Source organism: Bradyrhizobium tunisiense, assembly GCF_042263385.1.
GTDB lineage: Bacteria > Pseudomonadota > Alphaproteobacteria > Rhizobiales > Xanthobacteraceae > Bradyrhizobium > Bradyrhizobium tunisiense.
This window is the reverse complement of record NZ_JBHLEV010000004.1, coordinates 843,784-866,008: the sequence shown is the minus strand read 5'-3', so window position 1 is coordinate 866,008 and position 22,225 is coordinate 843,784. Positions and strand designations below refer to the sequence as shown.

At 64.9% G+C, this 22,225-nt stretch carries 19 protein-coding genes; 10 read left to right on the top strand and 9 right to left on the bottom strand.

The genetic code is table 11. The features are described 5' to 3' along the window. The first annotated feature begins 407 nt into the window (after positions 1 to 407). Positions 408 to 1,544, top strand: coding sequence for a GNAT family N-acetyltransferase (locus ACFDR6_RS22685; protein WP_375859554.1), 1,137 nt, complete (start codon positions 408 to 410; stop codon positions 1,542 to 1,544). Positions 1,545 to 1,571: 27 nt separating this feature from the next. Here the strand turns inward: ACFDR6_RS22685 and ACFDR6_RS22680 are convergent, their stop codons facing one another. Both ACFDR6_RS22680 and ACFDR6_RS22675 read right to left on the bottom strand, forming a co-directional pair. Further along, positions 1,572 to 2,771, bottom strand: a complete 1,200-nt coding sequence (locus ACFDR6_RS22680) for an FAD-dependent oxidoreductase (protein ID WP_375859553.1) — start codon at positions 2,769 to 2,771, stop codon at positions 1,572 to 1,574. A 254-nt stretch (positions 2,772 to 3,025) separates the two neighbouring features. Continuing rightward, a complete protein-coding gene (locus ACFDR6_RS22675) occupies positions 3,026 to 3,154 on the bottom strand; it encodes a hypothetical protein (RefSeq protein WP_375859552.1) in 129 nt (42 codons plus the stop codon). A gap of 84 nt (positions 3,155 to 3,238) precedes the next feature. Here ACFDR6_RS22675 and ACFDR6_RS22670 point away from each other — a divergent pair, with 84 nt between their 5' ends. The 3 genes from ACFDR6_RS22670 (at position 3,239) to ACFDR6_RS22660 (ending at position 7,539) form a co-directional block, all read left to right on the top strand. Further along, a complete protein-coding gene (locus ACFDR6_RS22670; protein WP_375859551.1) occupies positions 3,239 to 4,585 on the top strand; it encodes a lipopolysaccharide biosynthesis protein in 1,347 nt (448 codons plus the stop codon). Between the two features lie 213 nt (positions 4,586 to 4,798). Beyond that, positions 4,799 to 5,974, top strand: coding sequence for a glycosyltransferase family 4 protein (locus ACFDR6_RS22665; RefSeq protein ID WP_375859550.1), 1,176 nt, complete (start codon positions 4,799 to 4,801; stop codon positions 5,972 to 5,974). Between the two features lie 29 nt (positions 5,975 to 6,003). Further along, positions 6,004 to 7,539 carry a glucosamine inositolphosphorylceramide transferase family protein gene (locus tag ACFDR6_RS22660; RefSeq protein ID WP_375859549.1) on the top strand — a complete coding sequence of 512 codons (1,536 nt, stop codon included), beginning with the start codon at positions 6,004 to 6,006 and terminating at the stop codon, positions 7,537 to 7,539. Here the strand turns inward: ACFDR6_RS22660 and ACFDR6_RS22655 are convergent. The 7 genes from ACFDR6_RS22655 to ACFDR6_RS22625 all read right to left on the bottom strand — a co-directional run bounded on the left by ACFDR6_RS22655 (position 7,522) and on the right by ACFDR6_RS22625 (position 16,069). Further along, positions 7,522 to 9,261 (bottom strand): FAD-dependent oxidoreductase, encoded by a 1,740-nt coding sequence (locus ACFDR6_RS22655; RefSeq protein WP_375859548.1) that lies wholly within the window; start codon positions 9,259 to 9,261, stop codon positions 7,522 to 7,524. The genes ACFDR6_RS22660 and ACFDR6_RS22655 overlap by 18 nt on opposite strands. A gap of 43 nt (positions 9,262 to 9,304) precedes the next feature. Continuing rightward, positions 9,305 to 9,784: a MarR family winged helix-turn-helix transcriptional regulator gene (locus tag ACFDR6_RS22650; RefSeq protein WP_375859547.1), complete on the bottom strand. Its 480-nt coding sequence runs from the start codon at positions 9,782 to 9,784 to the stop codon at positions 9,305 to 9,307. 162 nt (positions 9,785 to 9,946) lie between these two features. After that, on the bottom strand, positions 9,947 to 10,894 hold the full coding sequence (locus ACFDR6_RS22645) for an ABC transporter substrate-binding protein (RefSeq protein WP_212092483.1): 948 nt from the start codon (positions 10,892 to 10,894) through the stop codon (positions 9,947 to 9,949). Between the two features lie 102 nt (positions 10,895 to 10,996). Further along, a complete protein-coding gene (locus ACFDR6_RS22640) occupies positions 10,997 to 12,040 on the bottom strand; it encodes an ABC transporter permease subunit (protein WP_375859546.1) in 1,044 nt (347 codons plus the stop codon). Beyond that, positions 12,033 to 13,556: a sugar ABC transporter ATP-binding protein gene (locus ACFDR6_RS22635; RefSeq protein ID WP_375859545.1), complete on the bottom strand. Its 1,524-nt coding sequence runs from the start codon at positions 13,554 to 13,556 to the stop codon at positions 12,033 to 12,035. Before ACFDR6_RS22635 ends, ACFDR6_RS22640 begins: the two co-directional genes overlap by 8 nt. Positions 13,557 to 13,686: 130 nt before the next feature. Continuing rightward, complete coding sequence (gene xylB / locus ACFDR6_RS22630) at positions 13,687 to 15,132, bottom strand: xylulokinase (protein WP_375859544.1); 1,446 nt, start codon at positions 15,130 to 15,132, stop codon at positions 13,687 to 13,689. 13 nt (positions 15,133 to 15,145) lie between these two features. Continuing rightward, positions 15,146 to 16,069, bottom strand: coding sequence for a LysR family transcriptional regulator (locus ACFDR6_RS22625; RefSeq protein WP_212092479.1), 924 nt, complete (start codon positions 16,067 to 16,069; stop codon positions 15,146 to 15,148). Between the two features lie 106 nt (positions 16,070 to 16,175). On the opposite strand from ACFDR6_RS22625, the gene ACFDR6_RS22620 reads away from it, so the two are divergent. Genes ACFDR6_RS22620 through ACFDR6_RS22595 form a run of 6 tightly spaced genes read left to right on the top strand, consistent with a single transcriptional unit; the run spans position 16,176 to position 22,219 of the window. Beyond that, entirely contained in the window at positions 16,176 to 16,499 is a 324-nt protein-coding gene (locus ACFDR6_RS22620; RefSeq protein WP_212092478.1) for a Dabb family protein, read from the top strand. Next, entirely contained in the window at positions 16,496 to 17,575 is a 1,080-nt protein-coding gene (locus tag ACFDR6_RS22615; RefSeq protein ID WP_375859543.1) for a maleylacetate reductase, read from the top strand. The genes ACFDR6_RS22620 and ACFDR6_RS22615 overlap by 4 nt, the downstream gene beginning before the upstream one ends. Positions 17,576 to 17,579: 4 nt before the next feature. After that, the gene (locus ACFDR6_RS22610) at positions 17,580 to 18,947 is read left to right on the top strand and encodes an amidohydrolase family protein (RefSeq protein WP_375859542.1); all 1,368 of its coding nucleotides are present in this window, start codon (positions 17,580 to 17,582) and stop codon (positions 18,945 to 18,947) included. A 21-nt stretch (positions 18,948 to 18,968) separates the two neighbouring features. Beyond that, positions 18,969 to 19,871, top strand: coding sequence for an NAD(P)-dependent oxidoreductase (locus tag ACFDR6_RS22605; protein WP_375859541.1), 903 nt, complete (start codon positions 18,969 to 18,971; stop codon positions 19,869 to 19,871). A gap of 15 nt (positions 19,872 to 19,886) precedes the next feature. Further along, positions 19,887 to 20,771, top strand: coding sequence for an intradiol ring-cleavage dioxygenase (locus tag ACFDR6_RS22600; RefSeq protein ID WP_212092474.1), 885 nt, complete (start codon positions 19,887 to 19,889; stop codon positions 20,769 to 20,771). Positions 20,772 to 20,824: 53 nt separating this feature from the next. Then, a complete protein-coding gene (locus ACFDR6_RS22595) occupies positions 20,825 to 22,219 on the top strand; it encodes an FAD-linked oxidase C-terminal domain-containing protein (RefSeq protein ID WP_375859540.1) in 1,395 nt (464 codons plus the stop codon). Positions 22,220 to 22,225 lie beyond the last annotated feature (6 nt).

Below are 22,225 nucleotides of genomic sequence, written 5' to 3'. Positions count from 1 at the left end.
AACGCGCCATGGTGACGGCAACGAAAATGCGTGTGCTGCGATTTAGAATGTCTCGATCATCGATGACAGCAGTGGAAAACACGTCTGGAAGGATTCCAAGGATGCCTTGCGGTCGCGCACAGAATGACGGGGCATGCCGAGGTTGTGAGTCCGGCGTCCGGCGGCCGCTACACGGCCGTGTCAGGCGACCAGCGCCGAGGGACCGGCTTGGTCATCACACACGATTGTGGCGACCGGAAAACGGGGACGAGCGACTGCGGGATTAAGACTCTGGTAATGATACGAACGTGATTGAACGCATGAATGCAAATCGTACACCGGCGGTGTCTAGCCCGTAACGACCCTGCTATAAAGCAGAGTGACGGCTCGATCGATCGTCGCGAATTGCCCGGTTTCCCTGATTGCGCATGAACAAGCTTAGCAACAATTTCGACATCGTCATCGAGCAGTCGTTCGACTTTCTGTCTCCGCACTATGCCGAGCTGTTTGATCGCTCGACAGCCACCGCGTTCCAGCATCCGATCTGGCTGCACTGCCTCTACGCCAGGCTCGCGCCGGAAGCGGGCGCGGCACCTCTGGTCGTCGTGGTCCGCCACCGTGCGACGAGAGCGCTTGCGATGGTGCTTCCGCTGCTCCGGATCCGGCGCGGTCCGATCCGAACCGTCGAGTTCGCCGACCTGCGCGTCTCCGACTATCTGGCGCCGGTCTGCAGCCCGGAATTGTTTTCGCAACTGCTCGACGACGCGGCTGCATGCGCGGAGATACGGCGCCTCGTTCGTCCGTTCGATCTGCTCCGAATGACCAAGCTGCCCGACGGGCGGCTTCCGATCGAGAACCTGCTGGCTGCACCGCGCCGCGCAACGATGGACACCAACGCCTACGCGACGGTTCTCGTCGCTCCGTTCGAGCAATGGCGGACGAGTACGATCGATCGCTCCTATCAGAAGGAGCTCGCAAAGAAATATCGTCAGCTCCAGAAGAAGGGCGTGCTGAGCTTCTCATGCTGCAACGACAGCCCCTCCGTGCTCGAGGCGCTGGAGGTGATGAAGAAGTTTCGCGGCCCACGCTTTCAGGCGCAAGGCGACGGCGATCTGCTCCAGCGTCCCGAATATTTCGGCTTCTATTCCGACGTGGCCCTTCGCGGTCTCGGCGCCTTTGTGCGTCTCTACGCCATGACGATGGACGGCGAAGTGATCGCCGCGGTGCTCGGACTGTGCCACCGGGACAGCTTCCTCGTCATCATGAGCGCCTTCGACATTGCCGGGTACAAGAGCCAGTCCTTGGGCGCGCTGATGTTCGAGCAGGTGGCGCGGGATTGTATCGAGCGCGGGGACCAGATGCTCGATTTCACCATCGGTGACGAGCCATACAAGAAATTGTTCGGCGGACAGCCTTCGCCAATGTGGGCCGTCACGAAAGCCGGCAGCACCGTAGGCGCCGCCGCCCTTTTCGCGCTGAAGCAGGCTCCCTGGCTCAAGCTGGCGGCCAAGCGGCTGTCGGATCTGAGGCTGCTGCCTGCCCGCACCCCGACGCCCACGCGCTGACGGACGGCAGGCGAAGCGACGCAGACGTCAGGCGCGCAGCGCGCCGCGAACACGTCCAAGCCAGCCCGGATGCATCTGATCGACGCGATGTGCGAGGCTGCGCCGCAGGAAGTGCAGCCGCCGCCGGACATCCCAGCCGATATCGTTGCGGGACGTCAGGGCCTCACGAAAGCGCGCCATCTTCAGGGACTGCTGGTCCGCCGCGATCTTGTCGCGATCGGAATAGAACTGCGCAATCTTCTCCCGGCCCATGCCTGGCGTCATGAGCCATCGCGGCGCATGTTCGGTGCAAAGACGATCGACGTCCACCAGCAGGCGCGCGACGCCCGTGCCGGCGGCGGGACAATTGGTCTGGTATGCATCGCCGATGAGCACGATTCCGGGTTGGAGATGTCCCTCGACGACGGTCAGATCCATCACCCAGTTCTGGACCCGGTCGATGACGCGGAAATCGCCGAGATAGGGCCGCAATCCCGGCAGCAGGCGCAACAATGTCGCTTCCGGTTCGCGGCGCAGCTCGCGCATGATCGGATCGGTCGGGTCGCGGAACATGAAGAGATTGGCCCGCATGCCGGCGCGGACGGGAAACAGGCTGAGATAGTCGATGCCGTCAGCCGTGCGCTCGCCATAACAGGTCAGCGCCTCGAAATCGAACGGGCTACCGTCCTGCCGGGCAATCGTGAAGCCGAACGAAACCGAATGGCGCTCGGCCAGCACGCGCCGCCTGATCCCGAGTTTGTAGCCGAGCGCTCCCGCCATGCCCGTGGCCAGAACGACAAGGCGCGCGGTCACGCGCCGTCCGGAGGCCAGTTCGAGATGCTGGACGTCGTCGCTGCTGCTGATCGCGATGACCTCGTCGACGATCAGGCCGGATGGATCCGGTAGCTGGCTGCGCGCCATGGCAACGAGGTCGGCATAGGGAAATCCATAGGCCTGGCCGACGCTGACATCCACAACCTTGCCTTCCCGGATATTGAGCACCCGATCATATCGACAAGCGATAGTCTCCAGCGCATTGAGGAAGCCCAGCTTGCGGAGCATCGCCAACTGGGGGCCGCCGATCTTTTCGACGCGGAACTCGTCCGGATAGACCGCCCGCTTGTCGATCAGGGCGATGCGATGCCCTGCCCGCGCCAGCACGGCCGCCGCAAGCGATCCCGCAAGGCCGCCGCCGACGATCGCGATGTCTGCAGCGATCGGCTCGGTCACAGTTCTGTCCGCCGTCATGATCCAGGCTCCCACGGTCAACCAAAGTCGCACGTGCAATTCTCCGGCCTGATGTCGCATTGCAGCTCCAAACGCGATCACTTCTCGATATCGAGGTTAACGGAGCGGAGAGCCGAACGTCCCGGCGATGGCCGGCACGCCTCTTGCTCGGGATTCCCCGCAGAGTCCCGTTCCTTGCAGCTCGACGGCCGGTCCCGGCGAGCCAACCCGCATTCAAACGGCTGATCTCGCCTGTCTCGGCCCTCGATGCGGCGCTACGCCGTCATTCGATCCGGGCCAGACCTTGCTTGATTTGAGACAATGAGGACGACGATGTTCCACAGTGAAGCAGCCGGAACGACCGCGATGTCGTCGCGGTCGGCAAGATCCTGCTCGGTGCCCATTAACACTCGCGATTTTTCGGCATGCTAGGTTGTCGCCGATATCGGAACATGTCTCTTCAGGAGAGAGCAGCTCCTTAAACCTCCATGATCGGATCCATCCTCCAGTTCCTGCGGCGTGACGTCACGCGTGGTGTCGTCGGCACCATCCTCCTCAAGGTTGGCAGCGGCGTGCTGGCGTTTGCGTTGTTTTCGCTGGCGGCACGGACGATGTCGCCAGATGGCTTCGGCATCTTCGCGACCTGGCTTTCGGTTGCCCAGATCGCCGCCGTCGTGGGACTGGTCGGCCAGGAATCGCTGCTGGTGCGCTTCCTGAACGAGTATCAGGTCGGCGACAGGCCGGACCTCACCAAAGGTGTCCTGCTGTCGAGCTTCAAGATTGCCTCGGTCGCCATGCTGATCGTGATCGCCGGGATCGCCATCGTGGCGAACATGAGGGGCGACTGGTGGCTGCTCATCCTTGCGGTGTCGGCCTACACCGCCGTGAATGCCGGAGTGATGCTCGGCAGCCAGGTCGCACGCTCGCTGGTCAGCATCCTCATGGGCGAAGGAAATCGCGAGTTCTTCTGGCGGGTCATCGTCGTCCTGTTTCTGCTTGCCGTGCTGCTCGCGCACCGGCAACTTGATCCCGCCGAGCTGTTCGCGGTGATGGCCATTGCCATGTCGGTCAGCCTGACTGCGCAGATCATATCGGTCGCCCGCGTGCTGCCGAATCTGCGCGGCACGGCGGCGCGTTCCGAAACGTCGCGCTGGCGGTCGAGCGCCCTTCACTTCTGGCTCGCATCCATCCTGGAGGTCGCAAACCAGTATTTCGACGTCATCCTGGTCTACTGGCTGCTGGATCCGGCAACTGCCGGAATCTACTTTGCCGCCTCGCGCCTCGCCAACATCTTCGCGATGGTGTCCGCGGCGCTGTACACGTTCGGCGCACGCCGGCTCCCCTCGCTCTATTTCAGCAAGAACCATCGGGAGTTCGAGCGAACCCTGCGGCTGATGGCGGAAGTGACCGCGCTTTGCGTGGCCGCCGGGCTCGCCACGGTCTGGATCGGCGGCCCCTATCTCCTCAACCTGTTCGGGCCCCATTTCACCGAGCAGCATTCGGTATTGATCGTGCTTGCGATCGGAACGGCCATCCAGGCCGCGGGCGGCCCGGCCGCTGCGATCCTGCAGCTGACCGGCCATGAACGAATCTATGTTCCCGTCGTTGCCGCCAACGTCGCGCTGCGCTTCGCGGGATTTCTCATCCTCATTCCCTGGCTCGGCGTGCTCGGCGCGGCGGTTTCGGCCACAGTGTCGCTGGCGCTCGCCACCATTGCCCTGAACGTCCTCTGCCGCCGGCGCACGGGGGTGGATCCTTCGATCCTCGTGCTGTTGCGCTTCAGCGCCATGAAACGCGGCAATTATGCGGTCGGCGGCGCCGACACGCGTGACTAGGCATCAAGCGCAGTCATCGATCGCGCCGTGGCGGTGCGCAGAACCGATTGGTTAACGCGCTTCCCGCGCGCCATGGGGGAACCAGCGAAATGACGCACGAATGACGTCGATCGTCGAGCCTCGCATTAACTCCGTTTGCTGCTAGTCGGTGTCCGCGCCATGGGTGCATGATAGGTACGGTGAAGATTTCGTTTCTCTAGCAGGTCGGGATCCGTGCTCCACTATCAGCCGAACAAGGAATTGGGCGAGACGACCGCAACGGCACCCGCGCAGCCGGACGGCGGCGGACCAAAGCTGCACGTACTTCTCGCGCAAACCCAGGCCGAGAACGCCGGTGCGCAGGAGATCTCCAGGTTGCTCGGCGCCGGGCTGACCGCGCGCGGCTATCGCGTCACCAATCTGTTCTTCTTCCGCAAATCGGAGTCCTTCGACGAGCCGCCGGATACGCTCTATTGCGCCCCGAGCCGGCCCGGCAATCCGGTGGCGCTGCTGCGCATGCTGTGGACGCTCGGCCGTCATATCAGCACCATCAGACCCGACGCCGTCCTGACGTTCCAGCATTTCGGCAACGTCATCGGCGCCGGCGTGACGCGCCTCGTCAGCCGCGCGCCTGTCATCGCCAATCAGGTTTCATCCGCGTTGGCGATGAGCCGACCGGTCCGCACCGCCGACATCGTCATGGGCAGTGTCGGCTTCTTCGACCGCATCACGCTCAATTCGCATGACATGGAGCGCGAATATTCGCGTTACCCCGCGGCCTACCGGTCGCGCATGGTGCATGTGCCGCACGGCTTCGACGACAAGGCCCTCACCCTGTCGAAGGAGACTGCACGAGAGAAATTCAATCTGCCGCCGGATCGCGTCCTGCTCGGCTGCGCGGCACGGCTGCATCCGCACAAGCGGCTCGACATGGCGATACGTCTGCTGCCGGATCAACCGTCATGGCACCTCGCTCTCGCTGGCCAGGGTGCCGACGAGGCCCGGCTGAGGCTGCTGGCGAACGAATTGAAGGTATCGGACAGGCTGCATTTTCTCGGGGAAATTCCCCCCAGCCGAATGGCGGATTTTCTGGCCTGCCTCGACGTGTTTGTATTCCCGACCCAGGCGGAAACCTTCGGCCTGGCCGCAGTCGAGGCTGCAAACGCCGGCGTTCCCTCCGTCGTGACGGATCTTCCCGTCCTGCGCGAAGTGTTGTCCTACGAAGGAAGACCGACTGCACTCTTCGTCGACGCCTCCGATCATGCCAAGCTCGCGGCAGCCGTCTCCAGGCTGCTGACGGACCAGCATCTGAGCGATGAACTGCGACAAAATGCCAAAGGCCTCAGGTTGCGCTATTCGGTAGATGCCATGGTGGAGGAATACGTTCGAATTCTCAGCCAGGTTACTTGACCTGATAGGTTGGAGTAGATGGGCTCGACATGATCATCGAGTTTCGCTGTGAACGTGAGCATGCACGGCGCTGGATGGGCCGCGAGACGCTGTCGATCGACGGCCGTGACGTTCCGGTTCAGATCGCGTGGGTGGCAGCGGCCGAGCCACGGCCCGCAGGTCTCGAAATCCTGTTCGAGCTCGAACGCATGGTGCTGCACAAGGGCAAGCACAGCGGCGCCAACAGGCTGAACATCGTTCCGGAACGGACCCAGGTTCGCAACCAGACGGCCGACGTGATCGTCGATTTCACAGGCGGCGCGCGCGATCCGAACTGCTCCGCCCAGCTTTATCTCCGTCCGCTGTTCAACGGGGTTGCAGGCGAAAACGCCGCGCTCGCCGCCATTCTGGCCGGCGATCTGCCGGTGATCGACATCGTCAACGAGCTAGACGGTTCAGTCCTCGATCGCGGCCAGCCATCCGGAGAAATTGCCGCAGGCCTCAGCGGCGCACTCGAAACCGTCATGGCGCGAACCCTGACCATGGTGGCGGCGATCCTGTCGGGACGGCCGCGCATCGTGCCGCAACTGGCACGCCGCGCTGGAAACGGCTCGCACCGCGGCCCCCTGGGCTTCGTCGCGCGCGGCCTCGCCGTCTCGATCGCCAAGGAGATCTATCGCCTCTGCTGCTATGCCCCGCATTGGCATGTCGGATGGCGTTTCAATGACGGCGCGGGCGTCTGGCAGACCGGAGATCTATCGGGTCCGAGCTGGAACGTTCTGGGAGATCCGGGCAACCACTTCTACGCCGATCCTTTCCCCATCACGTGGCAGGGGCGGACATTCGTCTTCTTCGAGGACCTCGATCACCGTGTCGGAAAAGGCATCATCTCGGCGATCGAGTTCAACGACGCAGGCCCGGTGGGAGAAGCCTTGCCGGTGCTGGAGGAGCCCTGGCACCTCTCCTATCCGTTTCTGATCGAGGACGGTGGCGCGTTGTGGATGATCCCGGAGAGTTCGACCAACGGGGACGTCGCCCTTTACAAATGCGTCCGGTTCCCGGACAGATGGGAGCGACACGCGACGCTCCTGTCCGGCCTCGAGCTGGCTGACGTCACGATCACACAGCACAACGGCCTGCACTATCTGTTCGGAGCATGGCGCGACGGAACAGGCGGCTATTCGGATTCGCTGGCGATCTATTATGCCGATCGCCTGTTGGGCCCCTGGTTGCCGCATGCCAGCAATCCGGTCCTGATCGACCGCGCAAGCACGAGGCCGGCCGGGAATTTCGTCACGCTCAATGACAAATTGTGGCGCCCGATCCAGAACTGCACCGACGGATACGGCGCAGCGCTCGCGCTGGCGGAAGTGGTCGAACTGTCGCCGACCGCCTTCAAGCAGATCGTGCGCCATTCCTTGAGACCCGGACCGCCATGGCCCGGCAGGAAGCTCCACACACTGAATCGCTACGGCCGGCTCGAGGTGATCGACGGATCGCGTGTCCAGCCCAAGACCCGCCCCTTCGCGAGCAGACTTCCATCGGCCATTCAATCTCCACGCACCAGTTCATTCACGGCCGGCTGAAGCCGCCGGCGAGGTACAAAGTACAGCCGCGCTGTTGTTCGCATTGCGTCCGAGCGCGCGGGCGAGGACTTGGCCGATTGCTCCCGCCTGCGACGCGGCACCGCGCCAGGCCACGATCTGGTCGGGACGTATCAAGGCGAGATCGGCATCGTAGAGATCGCGCAAGGCCGCCGGCAGCGCGACGAGCTTCAAATCCACCCCGAGCGCGTGAGCTGCGCCAGCGACGCCCGCGTGAGCCGACGCAGCCTCGCCGAACTGGAGCAGCGTCCATTCGAACCCGAACACGTCATACAAGGACACGCCGTCGTCCAGCCACACATGCGGCGCGCGGCCGCCGGGACAGGCGCTGGGAACGTAAACGTTCGCGGCATCGGGCGGCGGCCGGCTGCCATCGGAGACGATGATCGGCGAGCCGTCGTAGCGGCCGCCGAAGGTCACACCGGGGATGTTGAACTCCGCACGGGCGTGCTGCTCGAGGTAAATGCCTGCCGTCCGCCGCGCCTCGTTGCCTGCGTCCGTGGCGTCCTCGATGTCGGGCGCCGGCGCGAACAGGCCGAGGGAATCGGCAAAGCGCCGGGCGTAGTCGGTGTTGCGGAGCGCCACCGGACGCCGCTCGATTTCGTAGCTGTCGAGCAGCGCTGCCGGGCTCAGCCCCCTGACGACGCTTGCGAGCTTCCAGCCGAGATTGACCGCATCCTCGATCGCGGTGTTGTAGCCGAGCCCGCCGGTCGGCGTGAACAGATGCGCCGCGTCGCCACCGAGAAAGACCCTGCCCCGTTGCATGCCGTCCGCGACCAGCGCGTGACCGGCGGTCCAGGTCAGGAAGGACAGCACCTCACAGTCGATCGGCGCACCGCAGGCTCGCTGGAACGCAGCCTTCGCCTCGTTGATCGTTATTGCACGCTCGTCCTCGCCCGGCCGAAGCTGCGTGTGAAACGCGAATTCGTCGCGTCCGTTCACCGATGCCATGAACGCGCGGCGATCACCGTTGAAACAATTGTACATCCACGCCCTGGCGTGCGGGATGCTCGCGTAGAAGTCCGGCGAGCGGAGATAGACCGCCAGCATGCGGCCACCCATGAAATCGCGATGCGTTCCGGTCTGGCCGCCATAGGCGATCCCGAGGGATTGGCGCACCATCGAGCGCGGCCCGTCGGCGCCGACGAGGAAGTCCGCGCGAACCTGAAAACGGCTGCCGTCATCGAGGCATTCGACTTCGCCCACGATGCCGTCACCGGTTTCGGCGTAATTGATCAGCCGGTGGCCATAGTTGAGCTCGATGCCGGGAAGCCGTTCGGCATGGCGGCGCAGCACCGCCTCGACATATTTCTGCGAGACCCGGTGCGGCAACTCCGCCGCGCTCCAGGAACCCGACATGCCCCTGACGAGTTCGCTCGCGCGCGCCGAAGAGGGCAACGCGAAGCGCGCGAGTTCATAGCCGGCATAGCGGGTGAAGTACGCAACATCGGTCGGATAGTCGGGGGGCAGACCTTCGCGCCTGATCTCGTCGGCAAAACCCAGCCGCCGGTAGTGCTCCATCGAGCGCGCCTGCGTCGCATTGGCTTGCGGATTGAACGCGGTGCCCGGCTTGTCGTCGATCAGGATCGCGGACACACCGCGCCGGCCGAGCTCATTGGCCAGCATCAGCCCGCAGGGCCCCCCGCCCGCGATGAGCACAGAGGCTGTGAGACCTGTTTCCAAGACGCTTCTCCCTACCTGCATTCTGCATGGTAAGGACGCTTGACGATATCGTCAAGCAACCTGACTAATTGGCATCGTCGAGCGTGTCGAACTTCGCGCCATAGAGCGCCAGCCCCTTCAGGATGGCCTCCATCGTGGCCTTGCCGAGCTCCGCACGCATCTCCCCCTCGGCGATATCGACGGCATCGCGGAACGCATTGAGCCATTTGTGACCGGCCGGCGTGAACATGACGATGCGCGCGCGCCGGTCGGTCGGGTCCGCAATACGATCGACGAGGCCGAGCTCTGCGCATTGATCGACCAGCTCGCCCATCGCCTGCTTGCTCATCGAGGCGCGGCGGGCGAGTTCCGTGAGCCTCGTCCCCTCGACGTCCAGATTGCGGGTCAGGCTGACATGCGCAATGCGCGTCTCGTCGTGACCGCGCTCGCTCATCAGTTCGAGCACGCGGCTCTCGAAGCGCCGCACGGCGTTGTTGAGCAGGCGACCGATATTGGCATGCCGCCACGCCGTGCCGGATGCGGTGCCGGCTGTCTTGGCTTTCACGAGATCTGCTTCCGATTCGATCGATCGAGGTTGCACGAAGCTAACACAAGCGCGGCCTGGCGCGCTCGGAGGGGCAATCGGCACGGATGTCGGCGCCGGGCGGCGTGGATCAAGACGGCCGCCCGGCATTCATGACTCGAGCGCTCCCGGCACGGACAGCGCCTACTGGGAGCGATCCGAGGTCCAGCCCTTGTACTGGGCGACGTTGTCCCTGGTCACGAGCTTGGACGGCAGCAGCTCGACGGTCGAGGCCGGCTTCTGGCCGTTGAGAATGCCGACACCGACCTGCACGGCCCGCCGCGCCATGAAGAACGGGTCCTGCGAAGCCGAGGCCTGGATCTGCGGCGATTGCGGATCTTTCAGCGCGGCTTCGATATCGGGGGCGCCGTCGACCGCCGTGATGATGATGCCGCTGCGGTTCTGCTGGCGCGCCGCAAGGTCGGTGCCGATCGCCTGCGGATCGTTGATGGCGAAGATGGCGTCGATCTTGGGAAAGCGGGTCAGATAGCCCTGCGCGACGGTGAGGCCGCCCTCGCGCGAGCCTTTGCCGTCCTGGTCGTTGGACAACACCTTGATGCCGGGATTCTTCGAGAACACGTTCTTGCAGCCGACGACACGATCGATCACGGCGGAGACCTGCGGCCCGTTCTCGATGATGACGTCGCCCTTGCCGCCCAGCTTGTCGACGATGTACTGGCACGAGATCTCGCCGGCCTGCACGTTGTTCGTGGTCACCGTGGCATCGGCGCCTTCGGCCGCGGTATCGACTGCGACGACGACGATGCCCGCCGCCTGCGCCTTCTTGATCGCCGGCCCGATCGCCTTGGGATCGCCGGGGTTCAACAGGATCAGGTCGACACCGGCGGCGATGAAATTGTCGATCTGGGTCACCTGCTTGCCGAGATCGTATTCGAAGCCGACCGTCGTGATCTTCACATTGGGATTGGTCTTCTTGGCCTCGAACTCCGCGCCCTTCGACAGCGCGACGAAGAACGGGTTGCCCATCGACCCCAGCGAGACGCCGATCGACTTGAGCTCCTTGGCGAAGGACGGCGCGGTGCTTAAGACTAGCGCCGTCGCGGCGCCGGCGAGCATGATTGTCTTCAACATGGACTTCCTCCCTGGTCTGTCTTCATCCCCGGCACGGCAGACCAGTTGCCGTAGCCGAATCCCGTATCACGCGCGCCGAACCTCACGTTCTGGCGGAGCCTTTCACGTTCTGGCGGAGCCTTGCAGCCGGTAGCGATCGAGCGCCACGGCGCCGATGATGACCAGGCCCTTGATCACATATTGCCAGATGTCAGAGACGCCGACGAGGATCAGGCCATTCGACAGCACGGCGATGATCAGCGCACCGACCAGCGTGCCCCAGATCGAGCCGATGCCGCCGACGAAGGAGGTGCCGCCCAGGATCACGGCGGTGATTGCGTCGAGCTCGTAGGACTGGCCGAGCTGCAGGCCGTTGGCCGCATAGAGCCGTGCCGCCTGCATCGCACCGCCGAGCCCGGCGAAGAGCCCGGAGATGCCGTAGACGAAGATAAGCACGGCCCAGACCTTGATGCCGGCAAGCCGCGCCGCGCTTTCATTGCCGCCCACCGCATAGATATGCACGCCGAGTACGGTCCGGCGCAACACCAGCCACGAGAGGAGGATGACGAGCAAGGCGATCACCGAGAGCCACGGGATCGACGCGACGCCGGGGATGAGCGTGAGCGAGCCGTTGCCGATGAAGGCATAGGGAATGGAGGGATTGAACACGGTGGTGTCGGCCCCGAGCAGTCGCGCCAGGCCGCGCACGGCGGTGAGGGAGCCGAGCGTGACGATGAAAGGCGGCAGGCGGAGCAGCGCAATCAGCGCGCCGTTGACGATGCCGAAGACGAGGCCGGTGAGCAGTGCCGCCGGCAGCCACAGCATTCCGAGCTCCGGCACCTTTGAGAGCGTCAAACCCGCCATCGCGGAGGCGGCCAGAATCGAGCCGACCGACAGGTCGATGCCGCCGGTGAGGATGACGAAGGTCATTCCGGCGGCGAGCACGGTGTTCACCGCGGCCTGCTGCAATACGATGCCGAGATTCTGTCCGGTGAAGAAGCGCCCTTCGGACAGGAAATGGAAGCCGATGCAGAGAATCAGCAGCACCGGCAGCATGCCGAGTGCGCTGATCAGCATCCTCACGCGCTGGCGCTTTGTCTCGGCGGCAGCGCCGTTGGCCGCCTCGGTCGGGGCGGGCTGGGCCTGCGAAGCACCATTGTCAGGCATCGAGATGCTCCATCCCCGTGGCAAGCGCCATGATGTCCTCTTGTGTCAGCGGCGAATGAGGGCCGCGCGTCACCTCGCCGGCGATGCGCCCGGAACGCATGACGACGACCCGGTCGCAGATGCCGATGATCTCAGGCAGATCGGACGAGATGACGAGGATCGCGGTGCCGGCCTTGGCCAGATTGTCGATGATCGAATAGATCTCCGATTTGGCGCCGACATCGACGCCACGCGTCGGCTCGTCGAGGATCAACACTTTTGGCGCGATGGCGAGAAGCCGCGACAGCAGCAGCTTCTGCTGATTGCCGCCGGAGAGCCCGCCTGCGGGCACGCTGACACTGGCGGCGCGGATGCTGAGCCCCGCGAAGGCCCTGTCGGCGCGCTCGCGCGCCTTGTCGCGATCCAGGAACCAGCCGAGCTTCGCATCGCGCGCGAGCACGGCGAGGTTGATGTTATCAAGACATGACATGTCCAGGAACAGGCCGAGCGCCTTGCGGTCCTCGGTCAGATAGGCGATCCCGGACTCGAGCGCCTCGCCGGGGCTGCGGATCTCGACCGGCCGTCCCTCCAGCTCGAGCCGGCCGGAGATCTTGGGCAACGCGCCGATGATGAGATGCGCAAGCTCGGTGCGGCCGGCGCCGATCAGACCGGCAAGACCGACCACCTCGCCCGCATGCACGGTGAGCGAGCAACCCTTGACGCGGTGGCCATCGGCCATGTCGATCGCCGCGAGCACGGGATGTCCCCGCCCCGCCTCCGGATCGTGGTCCTTCTTGTAGAACGATGAGACCTCGCGCCCGACCATCAGACGCACGATGGTGTCGGCGCGGATCTCGGGCTTGTCGAGCGAGCCGACCAGCCGGCCGTCGCGCAGCACGGTGACACGGTCGCCGAGCGCGTAGACCTCGTCCATGCGATGCGAGATGTAGATGATGGCGAGTCCCTCGGAGCGAAGCTGGCGGATCAGCGCGAACAGCCGCGCGCTCTCGCCCGCCGACAACGCGGTGGTCGGCTCGTCCATGATCAGGATCTTCGATCTCGCGTGCAGCGCACGCGCGATCTCGACCAGTTGCCGCTGGCCCATCGACAGATGCGCCACCAGCGTCGATGGCAGGAAGTCAGCGCCCAGCCGCTTCAGGATGGGACCGACGCTCTCGCGCATGACACCGCGCGCCAGCATTCCCGAACGCGAGATCTCGCGTCCCAGATAAATGTTCTCGGCGACACTGAGATTGGGGGCGAGCGACAGCTCCTGATAGATGATGGAGATGCCTGCGTTGCGGCCGCCGAGCGGGCCTTCGATCCGCACCAAGTGTCCTTCGATGCGGATCTCGCCGCCGGGATCGGGCCTGTAGGCGCCGGACAGAATCTTCATCAGCGTCGACTTGCCGGCGCCGTTCTCGCCCATCAAGGCATGCACTTCGCCGGCATAGACGGTGAGATCGACGGCGCGCAGTGCCTTGATGCCGAAGAAGGTCTTGGAGACCCCGCGCATCTCGAGGATCGGATCGTTCATCGTGCCTCCCGGCGCACAATGCGTTTCCCACCCGCGTCTCGATCTTTTTGTCAGCGCGGTTCACGCATTAAACAAAAGGCCGAAGGCCAGAGCAATACCGAACACACGACAATGCAACGTCGAGGCGATGCTAGTGGCGCGGCCGATACAGTTCGCGCCACGCGGGAAGCCGCCCGGCATAAGCTTCCGTCAGCCCGGCGTCAGGTTCGAACGTCTCGATGCGCTGCGGCCGTGTGCATACGACATCGATTGCCTCACCGGTGACAGCAAGCCGCCCCAATCTCGCCGCACCGAACGCCGCGCCGGTCTCACCTCCGGCAAAGCGATGGATTGGAACATTCAGCACATTCGCCAGCACCGAGAGCCAGAACGGGGATCGCGATCCCCCGCCAATGACATCGGCTTCCGCAATCGCAATGCCGGCACTCGCGAGCGCGTCCCGGCAGTCGGCAAGCGCGAAAGCAACGCCTTCGAGCACCGCCTGCACGATCGCTGCGCGATCTGTGCCATGGCTCAAACCATCGAGCATGCCGCGCACGACGGGATCGTCGTGCGGCGTCCGCTCACCCGCGAGATAAGGCAGGAAGCTCACCGGCGATGGCGCCTGCGGGCGCGATCCGAGCGGCGCCAGCAGCTCGGCCTCGGTGACGCCGAACAAGCGCGCGGCCCAGGCCAAACAGGAGGCGGCCGAGAGGATCGCGCCAGCCTGAATCCACATGCCGGGAACGGCATGGCAGAACGTGTGGACGATGCGATCGGGGTTTGCGGCAATCCGGTCGGTCGGTGCGAGCAAGGCACCCGACGTTCCCAGCGATACGAAGGCGGTTCCCGGCCGGATCGCGCCGATGCCGACGGCACCTGCCGGATTGTCCCCCGCGCCGCCCGCAATGATCGGCTGCCCGGTCATGCCCCAACGCCGCGCCAACTCGCCGCGCAAGGTCGTTGCGGCCGCGCATCCCTCGACCAGACGCGCCATGTGATCGCGCGACAGGCCGGTCGCGGCCAGTGCTGCGTCCGACCAGTCCCGGCGCGCGGCGTCGAGCCAAAGGGATCCCGACGCATCCGAGACGTCCTCGATGGCCTCGCCCGATAGCACCAGGCGCAAATAGGCTTTTGGCAACAGAACGAGCTTCGTCGCCGCGAAGATCTCGGGCTCATGCGTCGCGATCCAAAGCAGTTTTGGCGCGGTGAATCCCGGCATGGCCTTGTTGCCTGTTGTCGCACGCAAGGCGCGCCAGCGTTGCTCCAGGACACGGCATTCGGCGGCTGCGCGTCCGTCGTTCCAGAGGATGCAGGGCCGCAAGGGTCTCGAGCTCGCATCGAGCAGCGTGGCGCCGTGCATCTGGCCGGACAGCCCAATGCCTTTGACAGCCGACAGCGCGTCGGGATGCGTCGCCTTCAGGGCATCCAGCGTGGCGATGGTCGCATCGATCCACTGCGCGGGATCCTGCTCATAATATCCGGCTTGCGGCGAGGCAGTCGTCAGCGGCCGGCTCTCGCTTGCAATCACGCGCTGGGCATCATCGACGAGAACGGTCTTGACTGCGGAGGTGCCGAGATCGATGCCGAGATACATGGATGCTCTCCGCTCACTTCGCCGCGTCGATCCAGATCCCCGGCTGCGAATGCTCGCGGATGTGGCTGACCAGGAAGTCGGAAAAGACCCTGATCTTGGCGGGCAGCCTGACGCGGTTTTGATAGGCGATGTTCATGGTGAGCAGCGGCAGTTCCCAGCCCATCAGGACCGGTACCAGCCGGCCGGCGGCGATGTCGGCCTGCACGATATAAAGCGGCTGGATCAGGATGCCGAGCCCTGCGCGCGCCGCACCACAGATGATCTGGCCGTCATTGCTGTCGAGCGTCGGCGCGATCCGCACGGTCTGCGTCGTGCTGCCCTTGCTCAGCCGCAGCGAATAGGGATCGTTGGCGAGATTGTAGATCAGCATGTTGTGGCGGGCGAGATCCGTGGGATGCTCCGGCCGGCCGTGCTTCTCGATGTAGGCGGGAGCTGCCGCGAGCACACGATGCATCTGGCCGATGCGACGGACGATGATGTTGGAATCCGGTTCGTGCTCCCGCGTGCGGATCGCGACGTCGATACCGGCTTCGATGAAGTCCAGATAGCGGTTGGCACTGATGATCTGCACGCTGAGATCCGGATAGAGCGCGCGAAAAGCCGGCAGCATCGGCGCGAGATAGATCATTGCGAAGGACAGTGAGCTCGTCACGCGCAGCATGCCCTTCGGCGACAGCGCGCGGTCGGAGACGGCGTCCTCGGCTTCGGCGAGTTCGTTCAAGAGCGTGCTGCAACGCTGCAGCAGTTCCTGCCCGGCTTCGGTCAGCCATTGCCGCCGCGTGTTGCGCTCGATCAGCCGCACCGCAAGCCGCTCCTCCAGCGCGCTGAGGTGTCGGCTCGCGGCCGCGTTCGACATCCGCAGGATCTCGGCGGCTTTGGAAAGGCTGCCGAGTTCAGCGGTCTTGGAGAAGACTTCGAGTTGGAGCAGCCGGTCCATTTTTGCTGAAACAGGAAAAGAGACTTACAAATTTTGGCCTTTATTTCCGCTTTCCGCAAGGCAAAATGGCACCAACAAAGCAAGTGGCAGGCGAGGAAATCAGGAAATGTCGGGCCCGATCAGGCACATCGTGATGTGGCGGCTGCGCGGGGAGACCCAAGAGGAGCGTTCCGCCGCCCGGGTCAAGGTCAAGACCCTGTTCGAGGGCCTCAAGGGACGGATCGACGGCCTCACCCACATCGAAGTCGGGCTGGACGTCAGCGCGGTCGACTACGCCTGCGACGTGGTCCTGTTCTCCGAATTCACCGACCAGGCCGCGCTCAGCGCCTATGCCAACCACCCGGAACATCTGCGCGTGCGCGAGGCGCTGGGTGACTTGCGGATCGGACGCTTCCAGGTCGATTATCCCATCAAAGAGACCGGCGCATGATCGGTTCGTTCACTTTTGAAAACCTGCCCTGCCGCGTCGTGTTCGGCAGCGGAACGCTTGCGTCGGCCAAGGCCGAGGTGGAGCGGCTGGGCGGCACGCGCGCCCTGGTGCTGACGACGCCGCAGCAGGAGGCACAAGGCAAGAGCCTGGGGACGGCGCTCGGCCCGCTCTATGCCGGACTGTTCTCCGGCGCCACCATGCATACGCCGGTCGACGTCACCGAGCGGGCGCTCGCAGCGATGAAGGCGTGCGAGGCCGACTGCGTCGTCTCGCTCGGCGGCGGCTCCACCACGGGCCTCGGCAAGGCTTTGGCCTTGCGCACCGGAATCAATCAGCTTTGCATCCCCACCACCTATGCCGGCTCGGAGATGACGCCGATCGTCGGCCAGACCGAGAATGGCCTGAAGACCACGGTGCGCGATGCGGCGATCCTGCCCGAGACCGTGATCTACGATGTCGATCTGACCCTGACGCTGCCGGCGAACCTGGCCGCAACATCAGGCATCAACGCCATCGCGCACGCCGTCGAGGCCCTGTATGCGCGCGACACCAATCCCGTGACGTCCCTGATGGCGGAAGAAGGCATCCGGGCGCTGGCCCGCGCCCTGCCCGCGATCGCCGCCAGAAGCGACGATCGCGAGGCCCGCACTGAAGCGCTCTATGGCGCGTGGCTCTGCGGCGTCTGCCTCGGCACGGTCGGCATGGCGCTGCATCACAAGCTCTGCCACACGCTCGGCGGCACCTTCGACCTGCCGCACGCCGAAACACACACCATCGTGCTGCCGCATGCGCTGGCCTACAACGCACCGGCGGTGCCCGACGCGATGGCGCGGATCTCGCGCGCGATCGGCGCGGCCGATGCCTCGCAGGGACTCTATGATCTCGCCAAGCGGCTGGGCGCGAAGCTGGCGCTGCGCGACGTCGGCATGCCCGAGAGCGGCATCGACAAAGCCGCAGATCTCGCGGTGACGAACGCCTACTGGAATCCGCGTGCGCTCGAACGAAACGCCATCCGTGACCTGATCGCACGTGCCTGGGCCGGCGAGCCGCCGGCTGCGATCAAAGCGGCGGCTTGAGGCGATGCGGCGCACGCTCATCAGATCCGCTGTTGTCATCACCATGGATGACACGATCGGCGATCTCGGCACCGGTGACGTCCTGATCGACGGCAGCCGCATCGCCGAGGTGCGGCCGTCGATCGACCTCGGCAGCGGTGATGCAGAGATCATTGACGGCGCCGGGCGCATCGTCATCCCGGGCCTGATCAACGCACACATGCACACCTGGCAGACGGGCTTGCGCGGCTACGCCGCCAACTGGACGCTGCTGGAATATTTCCGCCGCATGCATGCCGGACTTGCCACCGTGTTCCGGCCCGAGGACATCTATATCGCCACCCTCGTCGGCGCGCTGAACCAGATCAATTGCGGCACGACCACGCTGGTCGACTGGTGCCACAACAATCCGACCCCTGAACATACTGACGCTGCCGTGCGCGGGCTGATCCAGAGCGGCATCCGGGCCGCGTTCTTCCACGGCTCGCCAAAACCCGAGCCGAAGCCGGGCGAGCCGCATTTCTCGGAGGTGCCGCACCCTCGCCGCGAGGTCGAGCGGCTGCTCGCAGGTCCCCTCGCCGATCGCGACGGCCTCGTCACGCTGGGGCTCGCCATCCTCGGCCCGCATTACTCGACGCTCGACGTCGCCAAGCACGACTTCCGCATGGCGCGGGAGCTGAAGCTGATCGCCTCCATGCATCAGGGCGGCGGACCGGCCAAGACATCAGGCGGCTGGGAGCAGCTGATTGCGGCCGACCTCGTCGGCACCGACGTCAACATCGTTCATGGCAACGATCTGCCCGATGATCTCCTCGACCGCCTCGTCGGTCTCGGCGTGTCCTTCTCGGTGACGCCGGAGAATGAGATGATCCAGGGCCACGGCTTTCCGATCACCGGGCGGTTGCTGAAGCGCGGCGTTCGCCCGACGATCGGCATCGATCTGGAATCCATCCTGGCCGGCGACCTCCTCTCCGCCGCCCGCATTGCGCTATCGATGCAGCGGTCCCTCGACAACGCGGAGTCGCGCAAGGCGAGCGGCGCCATTCCGGCAACGACCACGATCCCCGTCGGCGAGGCCCTGCGCTGGATCACGACGGAAGGCGCGCGCATGCTCGGCCGCGAACACCAGATCGGCTCGCTGACGCCGGGCAAGCTCGCGGACCTCGTCATCATCAACGCCTCCGACCTGAATCTCTGTCCGGTGCACGATCCCGTCGCAACCGTCGTGATGCAGACGAGCCTCGCAAATATCGAGTCCGTCATGATCGGTGGCGCCTGGAAGAAGCGGAACGGACGACTGCTGGTCGAAGGGCTGGACGCCAAGAAGGAGCTGCTGGCGCAATCGGGCCGGCGGCTGGTGCAGGACATCGAACGACAGGGACGCGCCGCCTGAGGCGCCAACGGACGACAACAAATGACAGATGCTTCGAAAAACATCGCTTTCATCGGAATCGGCAAGATGGGCCTGCCGATGTCGATGCTCCTTGCCGAGGCCGGCTACACCGTTACCGCGTTCGATCGGAGCGTGGCGCGGCTCGACGAAGCCCGCGCGCAGGGCATTTCGATTGCGGCATCGCCGGCCGAGGCCGTGAGCGGCAAGGCCGCTGTCGTTACGTCGCTGCCCGATGACGCCGCGTTACGCGGCGCGCTGCTCGGCCCGGCCGGCCTCATCGCGGCGATGTCGCCCGGAGCTGTTCTGGTCGAGACCAGCACCGTGAGCGTCGAGGCGTCCAACGAGGTCGCGGCCGCCGCGCAGGCGCGCGGCATCGCCTATCTACGTGCGCCGGTCTCCGGCAATGCCAGCATCGTTCACACCGGCGGGCTGTCCTGCTTCGTCTCGGGACCGAAGGATGCCTTCGAGAACACGATGCCGCTGTTCGCCGCTTTCACCCGCGCGCAGACCTATCTCGGGCCAGCCGAGGAAGCGCGCTACGCCAAACTCTCGGTCAATCTGATGATTGCCGTGTCGGCGGCGATGATGGCCGAGAGCCTGGCACTGGCGCGCAAGGGCGGAATCGCCTGGCAGGACATCTTGAAGGTGCTCGACGACAGCGCCGTCGCTTCGCCGATGGTGAAGTACAAGACCGCGCCGCTGCGCAGCCGCGATTTCGAGTCCACCTTCTCCTGCAAGCAGATGGCCAAGGATCTCGACCTCATTCTCGGTGCCGGTCACGCCATCGGCGTGCCGCTTCAGCTCGCCGCGCAAGTGCGCGAGACCTACGGCGCGCTGGTCGCGCAAGGCGACGGCGAGGCCGACTTCATCGCGACCGTCAAGCACCTCGAACGACTGTCCGGCCTCGGCGAGCCGAAACTCTGATCGACGGAGATAAGCATGCGCAATTTCAACGAGACCACGATCACCGACGCGGTGCTGGAGCGGATCGCGGGCGCAACCGATCCGCGCATCAAAGAGGTTAGCGAGGCGCTGGTTCGCCACCTGCACGCCTTCGTTCGCGAAGTGCGGCCGACCCAGAAGGAATGGGAATACGGCATCGATTTCCTGACCCGGACGGGACACATGTGCGACGACAAGCGCCAGGAGTTCATCCTGCTGTCGGATACGCTCGGCGTCTCCATGCTCGTCGATGCGATCAACCATCCGGTGCCGGAGGGCGCAACCGAGACCACGGTGCTCGGGCCGTTCTTCGTCCAGGCCGCACCGGAGAAGGACAGCGGCGCGGACATCTCCGGCCCGATGGAAGGTGATCCAATGCTGGTCACCGGCTCGGTCTCGGCCGTGGACGGAAAGCCGCTGGCGGGGGCCATCGTCGACGTCTGGCATTCCGACGACGACGGCTATTACGACGTGCAGCAGCTCGACGCCATCGGCGATCTCGCGATGCGCGCGCGCTTCCACACCGATGCCAGCGGCAGATTCCATTTCTGGTCGATCAAGCCTGCCGCCTATCCCATTCCGCATGACGGCCCGGTCGGCGACATGCTGGAGGCGCAGGGGCGCCATCCCTGGCGTCCCGCCCATGTGCATTTCATGATCTCGGCGCCCGGTTACGAGCAGCTCGTGACGCACGTGTTCGTTGCCGGCGACCAGTATCTCGACAGCGACGTGGTGTTCGGCGTCAAGGACAGCCTGATCCGGGAGTTTGTCCGTCAGCCCGCTGGCCGTGCGCCGGATGGTCGCATGGTGGACACCGAGTATTTTCATCTCAACTACGATTTCGGCCTGAAGCAGGTCGCGAGCGAGGCGAGAGCGGCTTAAGCTGGACGAAGGACCAACAAGAGTCCGGCAACAGGGAGCAGACGGAGCTGAGGATGGGACCGCGGGTCAGCACGGCAGCATTGGCCGATCGCCTCACAGGCATGATCGGTTCGCGCGCGAGCGTTGCGCGGGGCGTGCTCGATCAGCACGGGCAGAGCGAGTCGCATTATCGCAATTTGCCGCCCGACATCGTCGTCTTTCCTGAAACCACGCAGGAGGTCGCCGAGATCGTCAAGCTGTGCGCCGGCGCGGGCGTGCCGATCGTGCCATTCGGCGCCGGCACTTCGCTCGAAGGCAATGCGGCGGCGATCGCCGGCGGCGTCTGCTTCGACCTTGCGCGCATGAACAAGATGCTGGCCGTGCACGATAGCGACATGGATGTCGTCGTGCAGCCCGGCATCACGCGCAAGCAGCTCAATGCCGAGCTGCGCAACACCGGCCTGTTCTTTCCGATCGACCCCGGCGCCGACGCCTCGATCGGCGGCATGACGTCCACGCGCGCCTCCGGCACCATGGCGGTTCGGTACGGTACCATGAAGGACAACGTCATGGCGCTCGAGGTCGTCCTGGTCGACGGCCGTATCATCCGCACCGCCAAGCGCGCGCGAAAATCAGCCGCCGGTTATGACCTGACGCGCATGTTCGTCGGCGCGGAGGGCACGCTCGGAATCATCACCGAGATCACGCTGAAGGTCCACCCGGTGCCGCAGGCGATCTCGGCCGCCGTCTGCAGCTTCGACACGCTTCACGACGCCGTCGATACCGCGATCTCCGTGATCCAATCCGCGATCCCCGTCGCGCGCATCGAGCTGCTCGATGACGTCATGATGCGCGGCATCAATGCCTACGCCAAGCTCGGCTATCGCGAGGCCCCTACCCTGTTCTTCGAATTCCACGGCTCCGAAACATCCGTCGCCGAGCAGGCCGAGGCCGCGCAGGCGATCGCGGCCGACCATGGCGGCCATGGCTTTGCCTGGGCCAAGGCGCAGGAAGACCGCAGCCGGCTCTGGCACGCCCGCGACAACACGCTCTATGCCGGCCTCGGCCTGCGGCCGGGCGCGCGCGCCGTGATCACCGACGTCTGCGTGCCGATCTCGCGGCTGGCGGAATGCCTGACCGAGACGCGGCGCGATGCGGACGAGCACGGCTTCACCGCGCCGATCGTCGGCCATGTCGGCGACGGCAATTTCCACATGCTGATCCTGATCGACCCGGCAAGACCGGAGGAGACCGAAGGCGCCAAGGCGCTGCAGGCCCGCATGGTCGCCCGCGCCATCGCCATGGACGGCACCTGCACCGGCGAGCATGGCATCGGACTCGGCAAGATCGACTATCTCACCGACGAGCTCGGCGAGGCCGTCGATGTGATGCGCTCCATCAAGACCGCGCTCGATCCGAATGGTTTGATGAACCCCGGAAAGATCTTTGCAGGCGGAGCCAAGACATGAGCGACA

Excerpts from the sequence above, each read along its gene's own strand:
- ACFDR6_RS22685 (WP_375859554.1), top strand. The coding sequence starts at position 408 with ATGAACAAGCTTAGCAACAATTTCGACATCGTCATCGAGCAGTCGTTC.
- ACFDR6_RS22680 (WP_375859553.1), bottom strand. The coding sequence starts at position 2,771 with ATGACGGCGGACAGAACTGTGACCGAGCCGATCGCTGCAGACATCGCG.
- ACFDR6_RS22675 (WP_375859552.1), bottom strand. The coding sequence starts at position 3,154 with ATGGGCACCGAGCAGGATCTTGCCGACCGCGACGACATCGCGGTCGTT.
- ACFDR6_RS22670 (WP_375859551.1), top strand. The coding sequence starts at position 3,239 with ATGATCGGATCCATCCTCCAGTTCCTGCGGCGTGACGTCACGCGTGGT.
- ACFDR6_RS22660 (WP_375859549.1), top strand. The coding sequence starts at position 6,004 with ATGATCATCGAGTTTCGCTGTGAACGTGAGCATGCACGGCGCTGGATG.
- ACFDR6_RS22655 (WP_375859548.1), bottom strand. The coding sequence starts at position 9,261 with ATGCAGGTAGGGAGAAGCGTCTTGGAAACAGGTCTCACAGCCTCTGTG.
- ACFDR6_RS22645 (WP_212092483.1), bottom strand. The coding sequence starts at position 10,894 with ATGTTGAAGACAATCATGCTCGCCGGCGCCGCGACGGCGCTAGTCTTA.
- ACFDR6_RS22640 (WP_375859546.1), bottom strand. The coding sequence starts at position 12,040 with ATGCCTGACAATGGTGCTTCGCAGGCCCAGCCCGCCCCGACCGAGGCG.
- ACFDR6_RS22635 (WP_375859545.1), bottom strand. The coding sequence starts at position 13,556 with ATGAACGATCCGATCCTCGAGATGCGCGGGGTCTCCAAGACCTTCTTC.
- xylB (WP_375859544.1), bottom strand. The coding sequence starts at position 15,132 with ATGTATCTCGGCATCGATCTCGGCACCTCCGCAGTCAAGACCGTTCTC.
- ACFDR6_RS22625 (WP_212092479.1), bottom strand. The coding sequence starts at position 16,069 with ATGGACCGGCTGCTCCAACTCGAAGTCTTCTCCAAGACCGCTGAACTC.
- ACFDR6_RS22620 (WP_212092478.1), top strand. The coding sequence starts at position 16,176 with ATGTCGGGCCCGATCAGGCACATCGTGATGTGGCGGCTGCGCGGGGAG.
- ACFDR6_RS22615 (WP_375859543.1), top strand. The coding sequence starts at position 16,496 with ATGATCGGTTCGTTCACTTTTGAAAACCTGCCCTGCCGCGTCGTGTTC.
- ACFDR6_RS22610 (WP_375859542.1), top strand. The coding sequence starts at position 17,580 with ATGCGGCGCACGCTCATCAGATCCGCTGTTGTCATCACCATGGATGAC.
- ACFDR6_RS22605 (WP_375859541.1), top strand. The coding sequence starts at position 18,969 with ATGACAGATGCTTCGAAAAACATCGCTTTCATCGGAATCGGCAAGATG.
- ACFDR6_RS22600 (WP_212092474.1), top strand. The coding sequence starts at position 19,887 with ATGCGCAATTTCAACGAGACCACGATCACCGACGCGGTGCTGGAGCGG.
- ACFDR6_RS22595 (WP_375859540.1), top strand. The coding sequence starts at position 20,825 with ATGGGACCGCGGGTCAGCACGGCAGCATTGGCCGATCGCCTCACAGGC.